Source organism: Rhodococcus sp. 05-2256-B1, from assembly GCF_002258465.1.
In the GTDB taxonomy this organism is placed as follows: Bacteria; Actinomycetota; Actinomycetes; order Mycobacteriales; family Mycobacteriaceae; genus Rhodococcoides; species Rhodococcoides fascians.
Genome location: NZ_NOZA01000009.1, coordinates 127260 through 148387, shown reverse-complemented (window position 1 = coordinate 148387; position 21128 = coordinate 127260). Strand labels below are relative to the sequence as shown.

Here is a 21128-nt window from a genome sequence, read left to right as displayed (position 1 = left end):
GGGGCGGGTGCTCTCGACGCGTGCTGGGCATGTAACGGTCCGGCCCATCTCGACGGATAAGTACTGAAAGGTAACTTCCGAGTTGTTCATGGTGAGAAAATAGAGATCGACGTAGTCAGCTTGCTCGATGTGTTCGGTGCCCATCGTTGTCCGCCGCTTCGGCGGCCGGTGGGGGCGCGTGTGATTGTGGGAAAGAGAGGAATCGATTGGACCCGCTAGGTGTGGAAGGTGCTGGAGACGACGACACGGGAGTCGACAGTCGGCAGCATCCCTCGTTCCCACTGTCACCGGCCCAATTGGGGATGTGGTTCGCGCAGCACGTGGACCCCTCGGTACCCGCCAACATCGCGCAGTACGTCGAGCTGCGCGGTGATCTCGACGTCGAACTGTTGCGGCGCGCATCGTCGCGCGCAGCCCTCGAACTGCAGTCCGGTTTCGTCCGTATCACCGAGATCGACGCGGAGCCACGACAGATCGTCGACCCCACCCTGGACGACTCGCTCGGACTGGTGGATCTGCGCGGCGAGAACGACCCTCGCGCGGCCGCCCTCGAGTGGATGCACGCCGATTACAGCGCTCCGATCGACATTCTTCGCGATCGACTGATCGCCGCCACCGTCTTGCGTATCGAGGACGATGTCTGGTTCTGGTACGAGCGCGTGCACCACGTCGTTCTCGACGGCTTCGGTGCCGTGACCTTCATGAACCGCGCTGCGGAGTTGTACACGTCCGAGGTCGAGGGCACCGAACCGACGAAGAACCTGGCCTCGGATCTGACCAAGGTCTACGACATCGAGATGTCCTACCGCGATTCGAGCCGCTTTCAGGCCGATCGCGAATACTGGGCGTCGCGGATCGACGGAATCGACGGAGTCACCACCCTCGCCGGACACACCGCTCCGCCGGCCCCGAAGAGTCAGATCGACAGCACCGCTCTGTCTACCGACACGATGAGCAGTCTCGATGCCCTGCGCGCCGAGACCGACACGACGATGGCGACCATCGTCATCGCCGCGTTCGCGGCGTATCTGGCCCAGATGACCGGCCGCGAGGACGTCGTGCTGTCACTGCCGGTGACTGCGCGAACCACCGCGGTTCTGCGCCGCTCCGGCGGCATGGTGTCCAACGTGGTGCCGCTGCGGTTCGACGTCTCGGGCGACACCACCGTCGAAACGATGCTGGCGCGCGTCAACGCCGAAGTCTCCGGTGCACTGCGCCACCAGCGGTACCGGCACGAGGACATTCGCCGCGACGCCGGCGGCGCAAGCGGTCAAGCTGCGTTCTTCGGTCCCTGGGTCAACATCATGCTGTTCTTCGGCGAGGTGCGCCTGGGATCGATGGTCGGCGGGATCAACATCCTCTCCACCGGCCTCATCGAGGACTTCGGACTGAACCTCTACACGAGCGTCGCCGGGGCCACGACCCACATCGACTTCGAGTCCAACCCCAACCTCTACGGCCCCGATCAGTCCGGCCGCAATCACGAGCGGTTCGTCGACTTCCTCGGCCGTTTCGTGGCAGCAGCCCCGACGGACCTCGTCTGGGACCTGGCTCTGACCGACGGATCCGAGCGCGCACTGGTCGTCTCCGAGTGGAACCACACCGAACACGAGACCACGCCCAGCACTCTGCTCACCGCATTCGAGGCTGCTGCGGCAGCTCGTCCCGACGCCACGGCTCTGGTGTACGAGGGCGACGTCCTGACTTACGGAGAACTGTCGGCGCGGGTGAACGGCCTCGCTCGCCATCTGATCGACATGGGCGTCGGCCCGGAGACTCTCGTCGGATTGTCCATTCGACGCTCGTTCGATCTCGTGGTCGGCATGTACGCCATCGTGGCGGCAGGCGGAGCGTGGGTACCGATCGACCCGGATCATCCTGCCGAACGCACGGCCTACATCCTCGATTCCGCGCAGCCGCGGTGCGTACTGATCTCGTCGCGTGACGACGTGTCGCTGCCCGAGGGCACCGAGACGGTCGCCGTCGATCTGGCCGACCTGTCCGCCCGGTCGTCCGCTCCGGTCGGAGACGCGGAACGGATTGCGCCGCTTCGTGTTTCGAACACCGCGTACGTCATCTACACCTCCGGCTCCACCGGCCGCCCGAAGGGCGTCGCCGTGGAGCACGCCGCCATCCACAATCAGATGGAGTGGATGCTGGCGGAGTATCCGATGGATACCACCGACGTCTATCTGCAGAAGACGGCGACGACGTTCGACGTCTCGCTGTGGGGTTTCTTCCTGCCGCTGCGAGTGGGCGCGACGATGGTGCTCGCCACCCCCGACGGGCATCGCGACTCGGTCTATGTGGCGAACAGGATCGCCGAGCATCGCGTCACGGTCACCGACTTCGTGCCCTCGATGCTGACTGTGTTCGTCGCCAACGCGCCGGCCAACACCTGTGCTTCGCTGCGTCACGTCTTCGTGATCGGCGAGGCGCTTCCGGTCGAGACGGCAGCAGCATTCCGATCCGTCTGCGCCGCAGGACTGCACAACCTCTACGGTCCCACCGAGGCGGCGGTCTCGGTGACGTACCACGAGAGCAGCCCACAGGACACGCGAACCGTCCCGATCGGTGTGCCCGAGTGGAACACCCGCGCCTTCGTACTGGACAGCCGGCTGCGACCCACTCCGGTGGGAGAAGCGGGCGAGCTCTACCTCGCGGGCGTCCAGCTGGCGCGGGGCTACGTGGGTCGCCCCGACCTGAGCTCGGATCGGTTCGTGGCCAACCCCTTCGGCGACGCCGGAGAGCGGATGTATCGCACCGGCGACCTCGTTCGGTGGCGCAGCGACGGAGTGCTGGACTACATCGGACGCACTGACTTCCAGGTGAAGTTCCGTGGCCAGCGCATCGAGCTGGGCGAGATCGAAACCGTGCTGCTCGCACACGAATCCATCTCGCAGGCAGTGACATTGGTCGTGCAGACGGTCACCGGTGACCAACTCGTCGCCTACGTCGTCGCCGGGCCGGGGAAGTCCATCGACTCCGCCGAGGCCATCGAATTCGCCGGGCATGCGCTGCCGTCCTACATGGTTCCCGCAGCAGTGGTCGTGCTCGATGCACTGCCGCTCAACACCAGCGGAAAGCTCGATCGAAAAGCGTTGCCGGAGCCGGTGTTCACCAGCGCCAAGAAGTACCGAGCACCGCAGAGCCGCGCGGAATACGTCGTCGCCGGAATCTACGAGGACCTGCTCGGCGCGTCCAAGGTCGGTCTGGACGAGGACTTCTTCGAGCTCGGCGGCAACTCGCTGATCGCCACACAGTTGGTGACACGAGTCGGCGGCGCACTCGGAGTACGCCTGGGAGTGCGCGAGCTGTTCGAGGCCCCCACCGTCGGCGCACTGGCTGCCCGGGCCGAGTCGGCTGCCGGCCGCGGATCCGACACCCCGATCCTCGAATCCCGGGAACGCCCCGAGCGCATCCCACTCTCGCCCGCACAGCAACGCATGTGGTTCCTCAACCGGTTCGATCCGGCCACTGCGGTGTACAACCTGCCGTTCTCGGTCCATCTGAGCGGTCCACTCGACGTGAGTGCCCTGTCGGCCGCATTCGCGGACGTCGTGGAACGACACGAGACGCTGCGCACTGTGTACCCGGAAGTGGACGGATCGCCCGAGCAGGTCGTGCTCAACGCGGCCAGGACACCGGCCACGATCACCCCGATCCGCATCGAACGGCACGAGCTCGGTGGCCGACTGCACGAGTTGGTGGCCAAGGGCTTCGACGTCACGATCGACACGCCGTTCCGAATCGCGCTGTTCGAGATGTCGCCCACCGAGTACGAACTGGCGATGGTCCTGCACCACATCGCTGCCGACGGAGCCTCTTTCGGACCGTTGGCGCGCGACGTCCTGCTGGCCTACTCGAGCCGGATACAGGGCCGCGCTCCCGAGTGGACGCCGCTCGAGGTCCAGTACGCCGACTACGCGCTCTGGCAGCGTGCGGTACTCGGTCCCGAAACCGATCCGCATTCGCTCGCTGCACGCGAAATCGCCTATTGGAGTGCCACACTCGAGGATCTACCCGATCAGCTGGCGCTGCCGTCGAGTAGGCCCCGCCCCGCCGTGTCGTCCAACGCAGGCAGCAAGCTGCGCATCGAGATTCCGGCCCGGTTGCACAGTGCTCTGGCCGATCTCGCCCGCGCGAACAACTCGTCGCTGTTCATGGTGATGCAGTCGGCGTACGCGCTGTTGCTGGCTCGACTGAGCGGCACCACCGACATCGCCATCGGCGCGCCGGTGGCCGGTCGCGGTGAGCCTGCACTCGACGACCTCGTCGGAATGTTCGTCAACACGTTGGTACTTCGTACCGATGTCGATCCGGCACTGTCGTTCGAGCAGCTGCTCGCTCGCGTCCGCGACACGGACCTGTCGGCGTTCGCGCATGCCGACGTTCCGTTCGAGCGCCTGGTCGAGGTTCTCAATCCGGTCCGCTCGACATCACGGCACCCGTTGTTCCAGGTGGCGCTCTCCCTGGAATCGGCCATGTCTCGTGAACTCACCGTCGGCGGGCTCCGCGCCGTGGCCGCCGAATTCGACGTCCCGATAGCGAAATTCGACCTCCAGCTCTGGCTCACCGAGCACCAGGTCGACGGAACTGCCGCTGGTATCGATGCGGTGTTCGAGTACGCGACCGATCTGTTCGACGCAGATCTGGTCGACAGCTTCGCGCGGCGCTTCCTCGGAATTCTGGACGCAGTCACCACCGACGCGTCGGTTCCGGTCGGCGACGTCGACATCGTGGACGCCGCCGAATACGAGTCCGTCGTGTCCACCTGGAACGTGTCCGGGCCGGACGTCTCTCGCGACGTGACGTTGATCGACCTGCTCGACGCTGCGGCCTCGGCACAGCCGGACGGAGCGGCCGTGCGCTTCGGCGACACGTCGCTGACGTACGCCGAGTTCGATGCTCGGACCAATCGCCTTGCCCGCGTACTGATCTCGCACGGCGTCGGCCCCGAGAGCCTCGTCGCGGTCGCCCTACCGAGGTCGGCGGAACTCGTCGTCGCGCTGGTCGCGGTCGTGAAAGCCGGTGGCGGTTACCTCCCCGTCGATCCGAGCTACCCGCTGGACCGCGTCGAGTACATGCTCGACGATGCGCGTCCGACATCGATTCTCTTCTCGGGAACGGACCCGATCGAGCTGCCCGCGGACGTCGAATCTCGTATCGGCGCAACGTTCGTCGACATCGACACGGTCGATCTGTCGTCGATCTCGGACGCACCGGTGACCGACACCGATCGCATTCGCCCGCTTCGCCCCACCAACGTCGCGTACGTCATCTACACCTCGGGGTCGACCGGTCGCCCCAAGGGTGTTCTGGTGCCGCACCGCAACGTGGTTCGGCTGCTCGCGAACACCGATGCGGTCTACGGCTTCGGAGCCGACGACGTGTGGACGATGTTCCATTCCTACGCGTTCGACTTCTCGGTGTGGGAACTGTGGGGTCCGTTGCTGTACGGCGGCACTCTGGTGGTCGTCGACTACTTCACCTCGCGCTCACCCGAAGCGTTCCATCAGCTGCTCGTGGACGAACGAGTGACGGTGCTCAACCAGACTCCGTCGGCGTTCTACCAACTGTCCGAGGCCGATCGCACGGCGGCCTCGACCGGCGGCGAGCTGTCTCTGCGCTACGTGATCTTCGGCGGCGAGGCGCTCGAACAGCGTCGATTGAGCGGCTGGTTCGAGCGGCACGGCGATCGTGCACCGCAGCTGATCAACATGTACGGCATCACCGAGACCACGGTGCACGTGTCGTATCAAGCGTTGGGCTCCGCGTCCGTCGCAACGACCGCATCGGTGGTCGGCAAGCCGATCGCAGGGCTGCGCGTCTACGTTCTCGATACCCGGCTCCATCCGGTCCCGGTCGGGGTGCCCGGCGAGATGTACGTTGCCGGTGGACAATTGGCGCGCGGATACCTGGGACGCGCACCGCTCACCGCGGTGCGGTTCGTGGCCGATCCGTTCGCCTCCGGCCCCGATGCCGGGTCGTTGCTCTACCGCACCGGCGATCTGGCGCAGTGGAACGCATCGGGCGAGCTCGAATATCTGGGGCGCTCCGACGATCAGGTCAAAGTGCGCGGCTTCCGAATCGAGTTGGGTGAGGTCGAGGCCGCGGTCACCGCGCACCCCGCCGTCACCCAGGCCGCCGTCGTCGTCCGTGAGGATTCGCCCGGGGCGGCCCGGTTGGTCGCCTACGTGGTCTCGGCGGTGGCGAACGGTCGGCCGACCCTCGACCTCGAGGATCTGCGAACCGGTATCGCCGAACTGTTGCCGGAGTACATGGTTCCGTCGGCGTTCGTTGCACTGGAGACGATTCCGTTGACGGTCAACGGAAAGCTGGACCGGCGCGCACTGCCTGCGCCGGTGTTCGAGGTGCGAGATTTCCGCGCACCGACGACACCGATCGAAGAGATCGTCGCCGACGTCTTCGCCGAGGTCCTCGGCGTCGAGAGAGTAGGACTGGACGACGACGTCTTCGAGCTCGGCGGTAACTCGCTGATCGCCACCCAGGTGGTCTCGCGGCTCGGAGTGGCACTCGACGCCACCGTGCCGGTGCGCATGCTGTTCGAGGCGTCGACGGTTGCACTGCTCGCGGTGCGCGTCGAACAGGCCGCGGGGGAGGGCGGCCGGACTGCACTGGTCGCGACCGTCCGGCCGGAGCGCATCCCGTTGTCGCTTGCGCAGCAACGCATGTGGTTCCTCAACCGGTTCGACGTCGACTCCGCCGCATACAACATTCCGTTCGCGCTGAAGCTGACCGGCGACCTGGATGTCGCGGCACTGCAGGTCGCCATCATGGATGTGATCGACCGGCACGAGTCGCTGCGCACCGTCTATCCCGACACCGCCCACGGACCGCAGCAGTCCATTCTCGACGCCGCTCAGACGGTGCCGAACCTGATGCCGATTCCGACCTCGGCAGCCGACATTCAGCGACAGGTCTTCGCGCTCGCGTCGACGACGTTCGACGTCACCGTCAACGTTCCGATCCAGGCCCGACTGTTCGAGATCGGCCCACGCGAACACGTGATCGCCATGGTGGTGCACCACATCTCGGCCGACGGATGGTCGATGGGACCGCTGGCCCGAGACATCATGATCGCCTACGCCTCGCGCACCGCGTGGGAGAACCCGGCCTGGATGCCGTTGGAAGTGCAGTATGCCGACTACAGCCTGTGGCAGCGTTCGGTTCTGGGCTCCGAGGACGATCCGCAGTCGCTGATCTCCGGTCAGGTGAACTACTGGGCCGACATCCTCGCCGGCCTACCCGACCAGCTCGATCTGCCGACCGACCGGCCGCGCCCCAGTCGCCAGTCCTACCAGGGCTCCTCCATCGGATTCGACGTGCCTGCCGATGTGCACCAGGGCCTGTCCGCCCTGGCTCACACCCACAACGCATCGCTGTTCATGGTCGTCCACGCCGCACTGGCCGTGCTTCTGGCCCGGCTGTCCGGCACCGAGGACATCGCCATCGGTACTCCGGTCGCCGGCCGCGGTGACGCAGCGCTCGACGACGTGGTCGGCATGTTCGTCAACACGCTCGTTCTGCGCACCGACATCGACTCCGGACGCACGTTCTCCGAACAGATCGGCCGCGCGCGCGAAGTCGCGCTCGGAGCTTTCGGCCACGCCGATCTACCGTTCGAGCGTCTGGTCGAGGTCCTCAACCCGTCGCGGTCGCAAGCTCGACACCCGCTGTTCCAGGTCATGCTCTCGTTCGAGAACCTCACCCGAACACACGTCGACCTGCCGGGCCTGTCGGTGGACAGCGTCGCCCTCGATGCCGAAATCGCCAAGTTCGACCTGCAGCTCACCGTGACCGAGTCGATCGGACTGGACGGCCGCGGACAGGGCATGGCCGCCGAACTGACCTACGCGACAGATCTTTTCGATGCCGAGACCGTTCGCGGGTTCGCCGACCGGTTCGTACGGATGCTCACGGCCGTGGTGGCCGATTCGTCGGTGGCCGTCGGAGACATCGATCTGCTCGACGACGGCGAGCACGACCGCGTGGTGGCGGAATGGAACGACACCGAACACGAGGTCCCCGCCGACATCACTCTGGTGGACCTGTTCGACCGACAGGTCGCCCTGACCCCGGACGCAACTGCGCTGGTCTTCGAGGGTGAGCGGCTGACGTACGCCGAGTTCGATGCACGCGCCAACCGTCTTGCGCGCCATCTGGTCTCGCTGGGCGTCGGGCCCGACACGTTGGTCGGCCTCGCGATCGCCCGCAGCCTCGACCTGTTCGTCGGCATGTACGCGATCGTCAAGGCCGGGGCCGGATACGTGCCGATCGACCCGACCCAACCGGCGGATCGCAACGACTACATCGTGGCCACCGCGGCACCGATCCGGGTGTTGTCCACCGTGCGCGATCACGTCGAATTCCCCGACGTCGACACGATCGACATCGACACGCTCGATACTTCTAACCTGTCGTCGGAACCGTTGCGCGACAACGACCGACGCGCCCCACTGCGTTCGCGGAATCTCGCGTATGTCATCTTCACATCGGGTTCGACGGGCCGTCCCAAGGGTGTCGGGGTGTCGCACGACGCGATCGTCAACCGACTGCTGTGGATGCAGGGCGAATACGCCCTGACTCCGCGCGACGTGGTGCTGCAGAAGACGCCGTCCACGTTCGACGTGTCGGTGTGGGAGTTCTTCTGGGCGCTCCAGGTCGGTGCCTCGGTGGTGATCGCCGTTCCCGACGGTCACCGAGATCCCATCTACTTGCTCGATGTCATTGCACGCGAACGTGTCTCGGTGGTGCACTTCGTGCCGTCGATGATGTCGGTGTTCGTGCCCGAAGTCGAGCGGCGTCGCAGCGCGGGAGCCTCGCTCCGACTGATGTTCGCCTCCGGCGAGGCGCTACCGCCCACCACCGCTCGCGCACTGCGGCGTGCGGTCGCATCGGTGGAACTGCACAACCTGTACGGACCGACCGAGGCTGCCGTGGACGTGACGTACCATGCGGTCACGGATTCGGATTCCGACGTCATGCCGATCGGTGCTCCGGTCTGGAACACTGCTGTCTACGTGCTGGATTCGCGACTGCATCCCACCCCGGTCGGTGTTGCAGGTGAGCTCTATCTCGCCGGCACCCAGCTCGCGCGTGGCTATGTGGGACGCCCCGACCTGACCGCGGACAGGTTCGTCGCTCACCCGTTCGCCGATGGCGGCGCGCGGCTGTACCGCACCGGCGACGTCGTGCGCTGGAATCGCGACGGCGAGCTCGAATACGTCGGGCGTTCCGACTTCCAGGTCAAGTTGCGCGGCCTGCGCATCGAACTGGGTGAGATCGAAACGGCGCTGCTCGCGCAGCGGTCGGTCTCTCAAGCCGTTGTCGTGGTCCGCCGCGACCAACTCGTCGGATACGTGGTTCCTTCGGGGGTGTCGGTCGACACCGGAGCCGTTCTGTCGGCGCTACGCGGCCGTCTGGCGGAGTACATGGTGCCGTCGACACTGATCGTGCTGCCCGAGTTCCCGCTCGGTGCCAGCGGAAAGCTCGACCGAAAAGCGTTGCCCGACCCCGCATTCGAGGTCACCGAGTACCGCGAACCGACCAACGACATCGAACGCACCGTCGCCGAGGTGTACGCCCAGGTGCTGGGCGTCGAGCGCGTGGGTCTCGACGACGACTTCTTCGAGCTGGGCGGAAACTCGCTCATCGCAACGCAACTCGTGTCCCGACTCGGCGTCGCGCTGGACACCCGGATCGCCGTTCGCGAGCTGTTCGACGCGTCCTCGGTGGCCGACCTCGCAGCCAGACTGGGCACCCTGGTCGCCACCGGCAGCAGGCCGCCGCTGGTACCGCAGCAGCGTCCGCAGCACATTCCGCTGTCGCTGGCGCAACAGCGGATGTGGTTCCTCAACAAGTTCGACGTCGAATCGGCGGCCAACAACATCCCGATCGCCGTCCGGTTGTCCGGTCTGCTCGACCGCCGGGCCATGCAGATTGCGGTCGCGGACGTCGTCGCCAGGCACGAGTCTCTACGGACGGTGTTCCCGGAGACCGACGGCACGGCTCATCAGGTGATCGTCGACGCGCAGTCGGCCACACCGGAATTGACGCCGATCGAAATTTCCGCGCATCAGGTGGCCGATGCCATGCGCGAGCTGGCGACGACAGGATTCGACCTGTCGAAGGACCTCCCGTTCCGTACCCGGTTGTTCGAGGTGAGCCCCACCGAGCACCTGCTGGTGTTCGTGGTGCACCACATCGCCGCCGATGGTTTCTCGCTCGGCCCGCTCACTCGCGACGTCATGAACGCCTATGCGGCGCGGTCGATGAACCAGGAGCCGTACTGGACTCCGCTTCCGGTCGACTACGCCGACTACAGCCTGTGGCAGCGCGAGGTGCTGGGCTCCGAGGACGACCCCACATCCGTGGTCTCGCAGCAGATCGACTTCTGGACGACGACGTTGGCCGGTCTGCCGGATCAGCTCGATGTGCCCTCCGACCGTCCCCGGCCGGCAGTGGCATCGAACAGCGGTGCGCTGGTGCGTTTCTCGATCGACGGAGAACTGCATCGCGCTCTGATCGAGGCGTCCCGACGTGAGAACGCGTCGCTGTTCATGCTGGTGCACACCAGCCTCGCGGTACTGCTGTCGCGGCTGTCCGGCGAGACCGACATCGCGATCGGCACACCGGTCGCGGGCCGCGGTGAGGCGGCGCTCGACGACCTGATCGGCATGTTCGTCAACACCCTCGTGCTCCGAACGGAGATCGACACCGCGCGCAGGTTCGACCAGGTGCTCGCCGATGCTCGCGAGACCGACCTGTCGGCGCTGGCACACGTGGACGTTCCGTTCGAGCGTCTGGTGGAGATCCTCAACCCGGTACGTTCCACGGCACGTCATCCCCTCGTGCAGGTGGTGCTCGCGTTCCAGAACCTGGGGCAGAAGGATCTCGAACTACCGGGACTGTCGGTCTCGGGCGTCGACTTCGAGACCCTGGTTGCACTGTTCGACCTGCAGTTCACGTTCGTCGAATCGTTCGGACCCAGTGGCGCGGCGCAGGGTATGACGTTCGATGTCACCTACGCCACCGACCTGTTCGACGAGTCCACGGTGGTCACCCTGGGTGAGCGCCTGATCAAGGTCCTCGAATCCGTCGCCGACAACCTCTCGACCGTCGTGGGCGACATCGAACTGCTCGACGACGTCGAGTACAAGCGCGTGCTCGACGACTGGAACGACACCGACCACGACGTCGACCGGTCGCAGACGCTGGCCTCCCTCGGGCGGTCGGTCGAATCCGACGGAACCGCACTGGTATTCGGTGACGAGTCGGTGTCCTACGGCGAGTTCGACGCACGGGTGGCTCGTCTTGCGCGGTACCTCGTCGATCGTGGTGTCGGGCCCGAGACCACCGTGGCGATCGCTGCCCGTCGTTCGGTGGAGCTCCTCGTCGGAATTCACGCGATCGTCGCGGCGGGCGGTGCCTACGTACCGATCGACCCGGATCAGCCTGCCGAGCGAATCGCGCACATTCTGCGCACCGCGGCACCGGTGTGCGTACTGAGCACGTCACGAGACTCGGTGGATGCCGACGGGCTCGACGTGATCGACATCGACGTTCTCGACCTGTCCGGGGTCTCCGATGCACCGATCACCGACGCGGACCGAATCGGTGCACTGGCCCCGACGAACACCGCATACGTCATCTTCACGTCCGGGTCGACCGGGCAGCCGAAGGGCGTGGCCGTCACACACGAGGCAATCGTCAACCGTCTGCTGTGGATGCAGTCGGAATACGAGCTCGTCGCCGACGATGTCGTGTTGCAGAAGACCCCCGTCACGTTCGACGTGTCGGTGTGGGAACTGTTCTGGCCGTTGCAGATCGGGGCGACGCTGGTCATCGCGAAGCCGGACGGGCACCGAGACCCGCAGTACCTGCTCGAGACCATCGAGGCGCAGTCGGTCACGACGGCACACTTCGTGCCGTCGTTGCTCGAGGTCTTCGTCTCCGTCGTCGCAGCCGAGTCGTCGTCCGCAGCCGCGTCGCTGCGGACTCTGTTCGCCTCCGGTGAGGCGCTGCCCGCCGAGGTCGGCGAACGCGTCCGACGCGTCCTGCCGGGCGTGGCGCTGCACAACCTCTACGGACCCACCGAAGCGGCTGTCGACGTCACCTATCACGAGGTGTCCGAGGCGGACGTCGACCTGGTTCCGATCGGTGTTCCGGTGTGGAACACCAGAACGTACGTCCTCGACTCCCGACTGTCCCCGGTTGCTCCCGGGGTCGCAGGTGAGCTCTATCTCGCCGGAGTCCAACTGGCCCGCGGCTACCTCGGTCGAGTAGATCTGACAGCAGATCGATTCCTGCCGGATCCGTTCGGCGAACCGGGTTCTCGCATGTACCGCACCGGCGATCTGGTGCGCTGGCGGGAGTCCTCGTCTCACACCGGGCGTCTGGAGTACTTGGGCCGCACAGACTTCCAGGTCAAGTTGCGTGGTCTGCGCATCGAACTCGGGGAGATCGAGACCGTGCTGCGCCGGCACCCGTCGGTGGAGTCGGCCGTGGTGCTGGTTCGGCAGACGGCCGTCGCCGGAGATCAACTGGTCGCCTATGTGGTCCCCGCCTCCGGTGCGACCGTCGACGTGGCCGACCTGACGGCGTTCGCCGCCCGCTCGCTCGCCGGGTACATGGTTCCGGCTGCGACCGTCGTGCTCGACGCACTTCCGCTGACCGCCAACGGCAAGCTCGACCGGCGCGCGCTCCCGGCACCGGATATCGAGCAGCGTGCCTTCCGCGCTCCGACGACCACGTCGGAAATCGTGGTGTCGCAGGTGTTTCGCGACGTGCTCGGCGTCGATGTCGTCGGAGCCGACGACGAGTTCTTCGCTCTCGGCGGTAACTCGCTCGTGGCGACCAGGGTGGCGTCGCGCATCGGTGCCGCGACGGACACCACGGTCAGTGTTCGGACCATCTTCGAGGCGTCGACGGTGGCGGCTCTGGCGGCGAAGCTGGACGAACTCTCGGGATCGGGACGAAAGATTCCTCTCGTGCGCACCGAGTTGCCGGACTTCGTTCCGCTGTCGCTCGCCCAGCGCCGGATGTGGTTCCTCAACCGTTTCGACGTCGATTCGGCAACGGAGAATCTGCCCGTCGCCATCGAACTGATCGGTGACCTCGACGTCGTCGCGCTGCGCTCTGCCGTGGCCGACGTCATCGAACGGCACGAATCGCTGCGCACCGTCTACCCCGAGGTGGACGGGGTGGCGTCTCAGGTCATCGTCCCCGCAGCGCAGGTAGCTCCGGAGCTGGCACCGACGAAGGTCACCGCCGACGACGTCACCGCCGCCCTGGCCGAGTTCTTCGTGCAGGGTTTCGACGTCACGGCCGCACCCCCACTCCGTGCCATCCTGCTCGAGCTCGACTCGAACCGGTATGTGCTGGCCTTGGCCACACATCACATTGCCGCAGACGGTTTCTCGATCGGACCGATGACTCGCGACCTCATGATCGCGTACGCGGCCCGGAGTGCAGGAAGCGAACCGGGTTGGGCACCGCTCGCGGTTCGCTACGCCGACTACACCCTGTGGCAGCAGACCGTGCTCGGTTCCGAGAGCGATCCCGATTCACCGGTGTCCGGCCAGATCCGACATTGGACGCGAACGCTGTCGGGACTGCCGGACGAGAGCACGTTCCCCGGCGACCGAGTGCGTCCCGATCGGTCGTCCTACCGCGGCGGCAACATTCGGTTGACGCTCGATGCGCAGACGCATGCGCGTCTCGGTGCGGTAGCCCGCGCCAATCAGAGCTCACTGTTCATGGTGTTGCACTCTGCTCTCGCGGTGTTGCTCTCCCGGTTGTCGGGCGAAACCGACATCGCCATCGGTACTCCGGTCGCCGGTCGCGGTGAGGCGGCACTCGACGACGTCATCGGTATGTTCGTCAACACCCTCGTGCTGCGCACCGAGATCGATCCCGGTGCTGCCTTCACCGAACTGCTCGCCCGGACGCGCAACACCGATCTGTCGGCGTTCGCGCACGCGGAGGTGCCGTTCGAGCGACTCGTCGAAGTACTCGACCCACCGAGGTCGGCCGCGCGGCATCCGCTGATCCAGGTGATGCTCACCGTGCAGAACATGGAGCAGACCGAACTCGAGCTCCCGGGCCTGACCGTGCGCGGAGTCGATCTCGACGTCGAGACGGCGAAGTTCGACATCCAGTTCACGTTCACCGAGAACCAGGCGGACGGCAGCTCGGCCATCGACGTGACATTCGCCCGTGATCTCTACGACGAGGACACAGCCCGCGCTTGCGGTGAGCGCCTGATCCGCGTGCTGGAGTCGGTCGGTACCGATGCCGAGCAGCCCGTCGGGGACATCCCGGTGATGGATACGGCCGAGCGCGATCACGTTCTCGCCCTTGCTCAGGACGCACCGGCGGTCGCGGATTCTGCCGACTCCATCGTCTCCCTGTTCGCGGCCAGGGTCGCGGAGAACCCGGACGCTGCCGCCGTCGTCTTCGACGGTCGCTCGCGCACGTACGGAGACATCGACACCGAGTCGACGGCACTGGCGAGAGTTCTTGTCGCACAGGGTGTCGGCCGCGAATCCGCGGTCGCAGTCGTACTGCCTCGCACGGCCGATCTCGTGGTGGCGCTGCTCGCGGTGCTCAAGGCCGGAGGTGCATACGTACCGATCGATCCGTCGTACCCGGCCGATCGCATCGAGTTCGTGCTCGCCGACTCGCGTCCCGCCGCGGTACTGACCTGGACCGGCGTCGAGGTCGCGCTACCGCCGGAACTGCCCAGGGTCGACATGGACACCCCAGCGGACGAGTCCCGGTTCGCGACGGACGTTCTGCCGACGGTGACGGCCGCAGAAGCTGCGTACGTCATCTACACCTCGGGTTCGACCGGCACCCCCAAGGGCGTCGTCGTCCCGCACCGCAACGTCGTCCGCCTGCTGGCGAACACCCAGCGGCACTTCGATTTCGGCCCCGCCGACGTCTGGACTCTGTTCCACTCGTACGCGTTCGACTTCTCCGTGTGGGAACTGTGGGGCCCGCTCACCACGGGTGGCACCGTCGTCGTGGTCGACTACTTCACGTCGAGGTCGCCGGAAGCGCTGCGCGAGTTGTTGATTCGCGAACGCGTGACCGTGCTCAACCAGACCCCGTCTGCTTTCTACCAGTTCGATCAGGCCGACCGCACGGCATCGGGTGCTGCCGAGTACACACTGCGCTACGTCGTCTTCGGCGGAGAAGCGTTGGAGCTGCGTCGATTGAGCGGTTGGTTCGATCGGCACGGCGATCGTTCCCCACAGTTGGTCAACATGTACGGCATCACCGAAACCACCGTCCACGTCTCGCATCGGGCGCTCGATGCGCAGGCTGCCGCGGACCCATCGGGGTCACTGGTGGGTCGGGCGATCTCCGGGTTGTCCGTGTACGTGTTGGATGCGCGACTCGGCCTCGTGCCGGCGGGTGTCCCGGGAGAGATGTACGTCTCGGGCGGTCAGGTGGCGCGGGGATACCTGGGTCGGCCGGACCTGACGGCGACACGATTCGTGGCAGATCCCTTCGCAGGCGACGGTTCCGTGCTTTATCGCACCGGCGACGTCGCCCGGTGGTCGCCCACCGGTGAGCTCGAATTCGTCGGTCGCGCAGACGATCAGGTCAAGATCCGCGGCTTCCGCATCGAACTGGGCGAAGTCGAATCGTCGGTTCTGTCGGCTCCGGCCGTCGGACAGGCCGCGGTGATCGTGCGCGAGGACGCTCCCGGTGCCGCGCGCCTTGTTGCTTACCTGGTGCCCGCAACCGGTTCCACGATCGACGTCGACGCCGTCCGTGCGTCGGTGGCCGAGCAGCTCCCCGAGTACATGGTCCCGTCGGCGTTCGTGGTGCTCGACGCAATTCCGTTGACCACCAACGGAAAGCTGGACCGGCGAGCGTTGCCCGAACCGGCCGCACGAACCCGTGAGTTCAGGCAACCGACGACTCCGATCGAGTCCATGGTCGCCGAGGTGTTCGCCGACGTCCTCGGTCTCGACCGGGTCGGTCTCGACGACGACTTCTTCGAACTCGGCGGCAACTCTTTGGTGGCCACCCAGGTGGTGTCCCGACTCGGTGCCTCCGCCGACACGACGGTCCCGGTTCGGGCATTGTTCGAGGCCCCGACGGTCGCGGCACTCGCCGCGAGGGTCGAGCAGGGCTCGGGCGCGCGGCCGGCGCTGGTGCCAGGGCCTCGTCCCGATCGAGTTCCACTGTCGCTCGCGCAGCAGCGGATGTGGTTCCTCAACCGGTTCGACTCGGACTCGACGGCGTACAACATCCCGTTCGCTCTGCGCCTGAGCGGCGTCCTGAACGTCGGCGCGTTGCAGAGCGCGGTCTCGGACGTCATCGAGCGGCACGAGACACTGCGATCGGTGTACCCGGATTCGCCCGAGGGACCGCATCAGGTGGTCGTGCCGATGTCCCAGGTGCCGACGACTCTCGACGTGATCGACACCGACGCGGAATCGGTGACCGCTCGGGTGCTGGAGCTGCTGGCGTCGACGTTCGACGTGACCGCAGAGGTTCCGTTGAAGACCTCGCTGTTCCGAGTCTCCGACACCGAGTTCGTGCTGGCGATGGTGGTCCATCACATCAGCGCCGACGGTCTGTCGATGATGCCGTTGTCGACCGACGTCATGACGGCCTATGCCGCCCGTACCCGGCATTCCGATCCCGCATGGGCTCCGCTGCCGGTGCAGTACGCCGACTACGCGCTCTGGCAACGCGACGTTCTCGGCTCCGAGGGCGACGCCGAATCGATTGCAGCGCAACAGATCCGATACTGGTCTGCCGCGCTGTCGGAGTTGCCCGAGCAGATCGAGCTACCTCTCGATCGCCCGCGTCCGGCGAGCCAGACGTTCCGCGGCAATCGCATCGATTTCCGAATCGACGTCGACGCGCACGCGCGTCTCGCGGAACTGGCACGTGCGCACAACGCGACCGTCTTCATGGCCGTGCATGCGGCCTTCGCAGTGCTGCTCTCGCGGATCTCGGGGTCCTCGGACATCGTCGTGGGTACACCCATCGCAGGTCGCGGCGAGGCCGAGATCGAGAATCTCGTCGGCATGTTCGTCAACACCCTGGTGTTGCGACTCGATGTTCCGGGCGAGGCGACCTTCGATGATCTCCTCGACGCCGCACGTGAAACCGATCTGCAGGCGTTTGCCAACTCGGACATCCCGTTCGAGCGGCTCGTCGATGTGGTCAACCCCACGCGCTCGACGGCTCGGCACCCGCTGTTCCAGGTCGGCTTCTCGTTCCAGAACTTCGCTCGCCGCGAGTTCGAGCTCGACGGGTTGGAAATCTCGGCGCTCGACACCGAGACCGGCAACTCACAGTTCGATCTGCATCTGATCGTGTCCGATGCCCAGCAGGGCGACGGCGCGGCAGGTGGCTTCGATGCCCTGCTGACCTACGCGACGGATCTGTTCGACGAGAGCACCGCCCGTTCACTCGTGGCCCGCTTCGAGGCCGTGCTGGCCGCCGTCGTGGCGTCGCCGTCGACACCCATCGGCGATCTCGACGTGCTGCTGGACGGCGAGCGATCTGCGATCGTCGAGGACTGGAACGACACGGTTCACGATTTCGGTGCCGTGGAACACACGACCCTTCCAGATCTGTTCGGTGCAGCCGCCGAACGCGACCGCGCTGCAGTCGCACTCGTCCACGACGACGGCGTGGTGACGTACGGAGAGTTCGCCGAGCGGGTCTCGCAGCTCGCGCGTCACCTGATCGGCATGGGTGTCGGGCCGGAAGTGCCTGTCGGCCTTGCCATTCGGCGCTCGGTCGATCTTCTCGTCGGCATGTACGCCATCTCGACGGCAGGCGGGGCGTACGTTCCGATCGATCCGGACCAGCCGGCCGAGCGCAACGCGTTGGTCCTCGAAACAGCCGCTCCTGCGTGCATTCTGATCTCCGGCGATGTGGGTGCCGAGATCACCGATGCTGCTCCGATCGTGGATCTGGCCCGGTTCGACGCCGATGCCTACTCGGGTGGTCCGGTGGACGCGTCCGAACGCACCGGTGCGCTCACCGCAGCCAACACCGCGTACGTCATCTTCACGTCCGGATCGACCGGTCGTCCGAAGGGCGTTGCGGTCTCGCACGGTGCCGTCGTCAACCAGCTGAACTGGCTGCGTGCGGAGTACGCACTCGACGAGACCGACGCAGCGCTGCTCAAGACCGCAGCGACGTTCGACCTGTCGGTGTGGGAGTTCTGGTCGCAGCTGACCTCCGGCGGACGGCTCGTCGTGGCCGAGGCCGACGGTCATCGTGACCCCGACTACCTGCTGGAGCTGATTCGCACGCGGTCGGTGACGACACTGCACCTGGTGCCGTCGATGCTGTCGATGCTCGGCACCGTCGCCGCGGGCGAGGTATCGCCGAGCCTGCGGCGGGTGCTGGCGATCGGTGAGGCACTGCCCGCTGCCGTTGCACAGGAGTTCCGCAAGCGGAACGGATCGACCGACCTGCACAACCTGTACGGGCCGACCGAGGCAGCGGTGTCGGTGACCGCGCACGCGGTGACGGACGCCGATACGACCGCGGTGCCGATCGGTGTTCCCGAGGCGAACACGACGGTGTTCGTGTTGGACTCGCGGTTGCATCCGGTGCCTGCGGGTGTCAGCGGCGAGCTCTACCTGGCCGGCGCGCAGCTGGCGCGCGGCTACTTCGGGCGCGCGGACCTGACGTCGGAGCGATTTGTCGCCAATCCGTTCGACGCGAACGGTTCTCGGATGTACCGCACCGGCGACCTGGTGCGCTGGCGGGTGCCCGTCGTCGACGGAACGCCGGCCCCGGCGCACCTCGAGTACATCGATCGGGCCGACTTCCAGGTGAAGATTCGCGGATTCCGCATCGAGCTCGGTGAGATCGAAGCGGCCCTGCGGTCGCAGCCGGCAGTGGCAGATTCGGCCGTCGTGGTGCACAGCGGCGAGTCCATGGGTGACCAGTTGGTGGCCTACGTCGTCGGCCGGGCCGGGGAGGTCGTCGATGTCGCGCACGTCGAATCCGAACTCTCGCATCTCGTTCCGTCGTACATGGTGCCTGCGGCATTCGTGGTGCTCGAAGCGTTACCGCTCAATGCCAACGGAAAGCTGGACCGAAAGGCGCTGCCCGCGCCGCACTTCGAGGCCACCGAGTTCCGCGCACCGGTCACCCCGATCGAGGAGATCGTCGCGACGACCGTTGCCGAACTGCTCGGGCTGGACCGCGCGGGGCTGGACGACGACTTCTTCGCCCTCGGCGGAAACTCGTTGATCGCAACCCAACTGGTCTCGCGCCTCGGCCAGGCTCTCGACGCGCAGATTCCCGTGCGATCGGTGTTCGCGGCGTCCACGGTGGCGGGCCTCGCTGCACACATCGCGCCGCTCGTCGGCGGCGGTGCCCGTCGGGAACTGACGGTTCGCGAGCGTCCCGATCGACTACCCCTGTCGATCGCCCAGGAACGGATGTGGACGATCAACCGCATCGACCCGGGTTCGTCCGCGTACAACATCCCCGTCGCGGTGCGGTTGACCGGTGCCCTCGACATCGCCTCGCTCCGCGGCGCGTTCGACGATGTGCTCGGTCGCCACGAGATTCTGCGGACGGCCTACCCCGATTCGGTCGACGGCCCGGTGCAGCAGATCGGTGGCGTAGCCGACGTCGGGGTGGAGCTCGAACCCGAACAGGTGGCACCGGACGCCGTGGTGTCCCGCCTGACGGACGTCCTCGGTGCGGGATTCGACGTGACGAAGACCGTCCCGGTCCGGGCTGCGCTGCTGCAGGTCGGCGACGACGAACACGTCCTCGCCGTGGTGGCTCACCACATCGCCGCCGACGGGTTCTCGATGGGGCCGTTGATCCGCGATGTCATGGTCGCCTACACCGCTCGGGTGGCGGGGGAGATGCCGTCGTGGGCACCGCTGCCGGTGCAGTACGCCGATTTCGCGCTGTGGCAGCGTGACGTACTCGGCCGCGAGGACGACCCGGACAGTCCGCTGGCGAAGCAGCTGGCCTACTGGACCGCCGAGCTGGCGGGAGCGCCGGAACAACTGGCACTGCCGCTCGATCGCCCACGGCCACCTCGACCGACCATGGAAGGCGCGTCGTACGGCTTCACGTTCGGTTCCGACGTGGCGTCGGCCATAGAGAAGATCGCCCGCGAGCATGCGGCGACGACGTTCATGGTGGTGCACAGCGCGTTCGCGGTTCTGCTGGGCCGGTTGAGCAACTCGTCGGACATCAGCATCGGCACCCCGACCGCAGGACGCGGCGAGGAGCAATTGGACGACCTGGTCGGCATGTTCGTCAACACGTTGGTGCTGCGCACGCAGATCGACCCGAACGGCACGTTCCTGGACCTGGTGCGTCAGGCGAAGGACAAGGACCTGGCGGCGTTCGGCCACGCGGACGTTCCGTTCGAGCGGCTGGTCGATGCGCTCGGCCGCGCTCGGTCGAGCGCCTACACACCGCTGTTCCAGGCGATGTTGACGTTCCAGAACCATGCGACGGGCACGTTCGAGTTGCCGGGCCTGCAGGTGCAGGCGCTGCCGGCAGGCGACGATCAGGCGAAGTTCGACCTTCAGCTGACCGCTGTCGAGAACTTCGACGAGACCGGAGCGCTGCAGGACATCGAGGCGACGTTCACCTACGCGACGTCGATCTTCGACGAATCGACGATAGCGACGTTCGCCGAGCGGCTGTCGAAGATTCTGCGGACGGTCGTCTCCGATCCCGAGGTGGTGCTGCGATCCATCGACATCCTCACGGACGAGGAGAAGGCCGAGTTCGCGCCGCGCGCCAAGCCGAAGACGGTCGACGACCTACCGCAGTTGATTGCCGACGCAGCGGCGACCGCGCCCGATGCGGTGGCGCTCGAGCACGAATCGACGAGTGTCGATTTTGCGGCCCTGAACGCCAAATTGACGCAGATGTCGGCGACGATGGGCGCGGCGATGAAGCCTCAGGCTCTGGTGACGGTCACGCTGTCCGCACTGATTCCGGGCATCTTGCCCGCCCTCGGTGCAGAGGGGTTGTCGACCGCTCTGGCATCGTTGATCCAACGGGCGGAGTCGGTGATCGCGTCGTCGTGACGAAAGCCGAGCTCGCCGGTTGTGCACGTGGATCGATCA

At 66.3% G+C, this 21128-nt stretch carries 1 protein-coding gene, 1 tRNA gene and 1 pseudogene; 2 read left to right on the top strand and 1 reads right to left on the bottom strand.

The genetic code is table 11. From position 1 onward, the window contains the following. Positions 1-221: 221 nt before the first annotated feature. Positions 222-10028: pseudogene (locus tag CH285_RS28595) on the top strand (amino acid adenylation domain-containing protein); the annotation flags it as partial. Between the two features lie 97 nt (positions 10029-10125). On the opposite strand, the gene CH285_RS27650 reads toward CH285_RS28595, so the two are convergent. Further along, a tRNA-OTHER gene (locus CH285_RS27650) sits at positions 10126-10232 on the bottom strand. Here CH285_RS27650 and CH285_RS27645 point away from each other — a divergent pair. Then, on the top strand, positions 10185-21089 hold the full coding sequence (locus CH285_RS27645) for a non-ribosomal peptide synthetase (protein WP_176458566.1): 10905 nt from the start codon (positions 10185-10187) through the stop codon (positions 21087-21089). The two genes, CH285_RS27650 and CH285_RS27645, sit on opposite strands and share 48 nt — an antisense overlap. Positions 21090-21128: the final 39 nt, after the last annotated feature.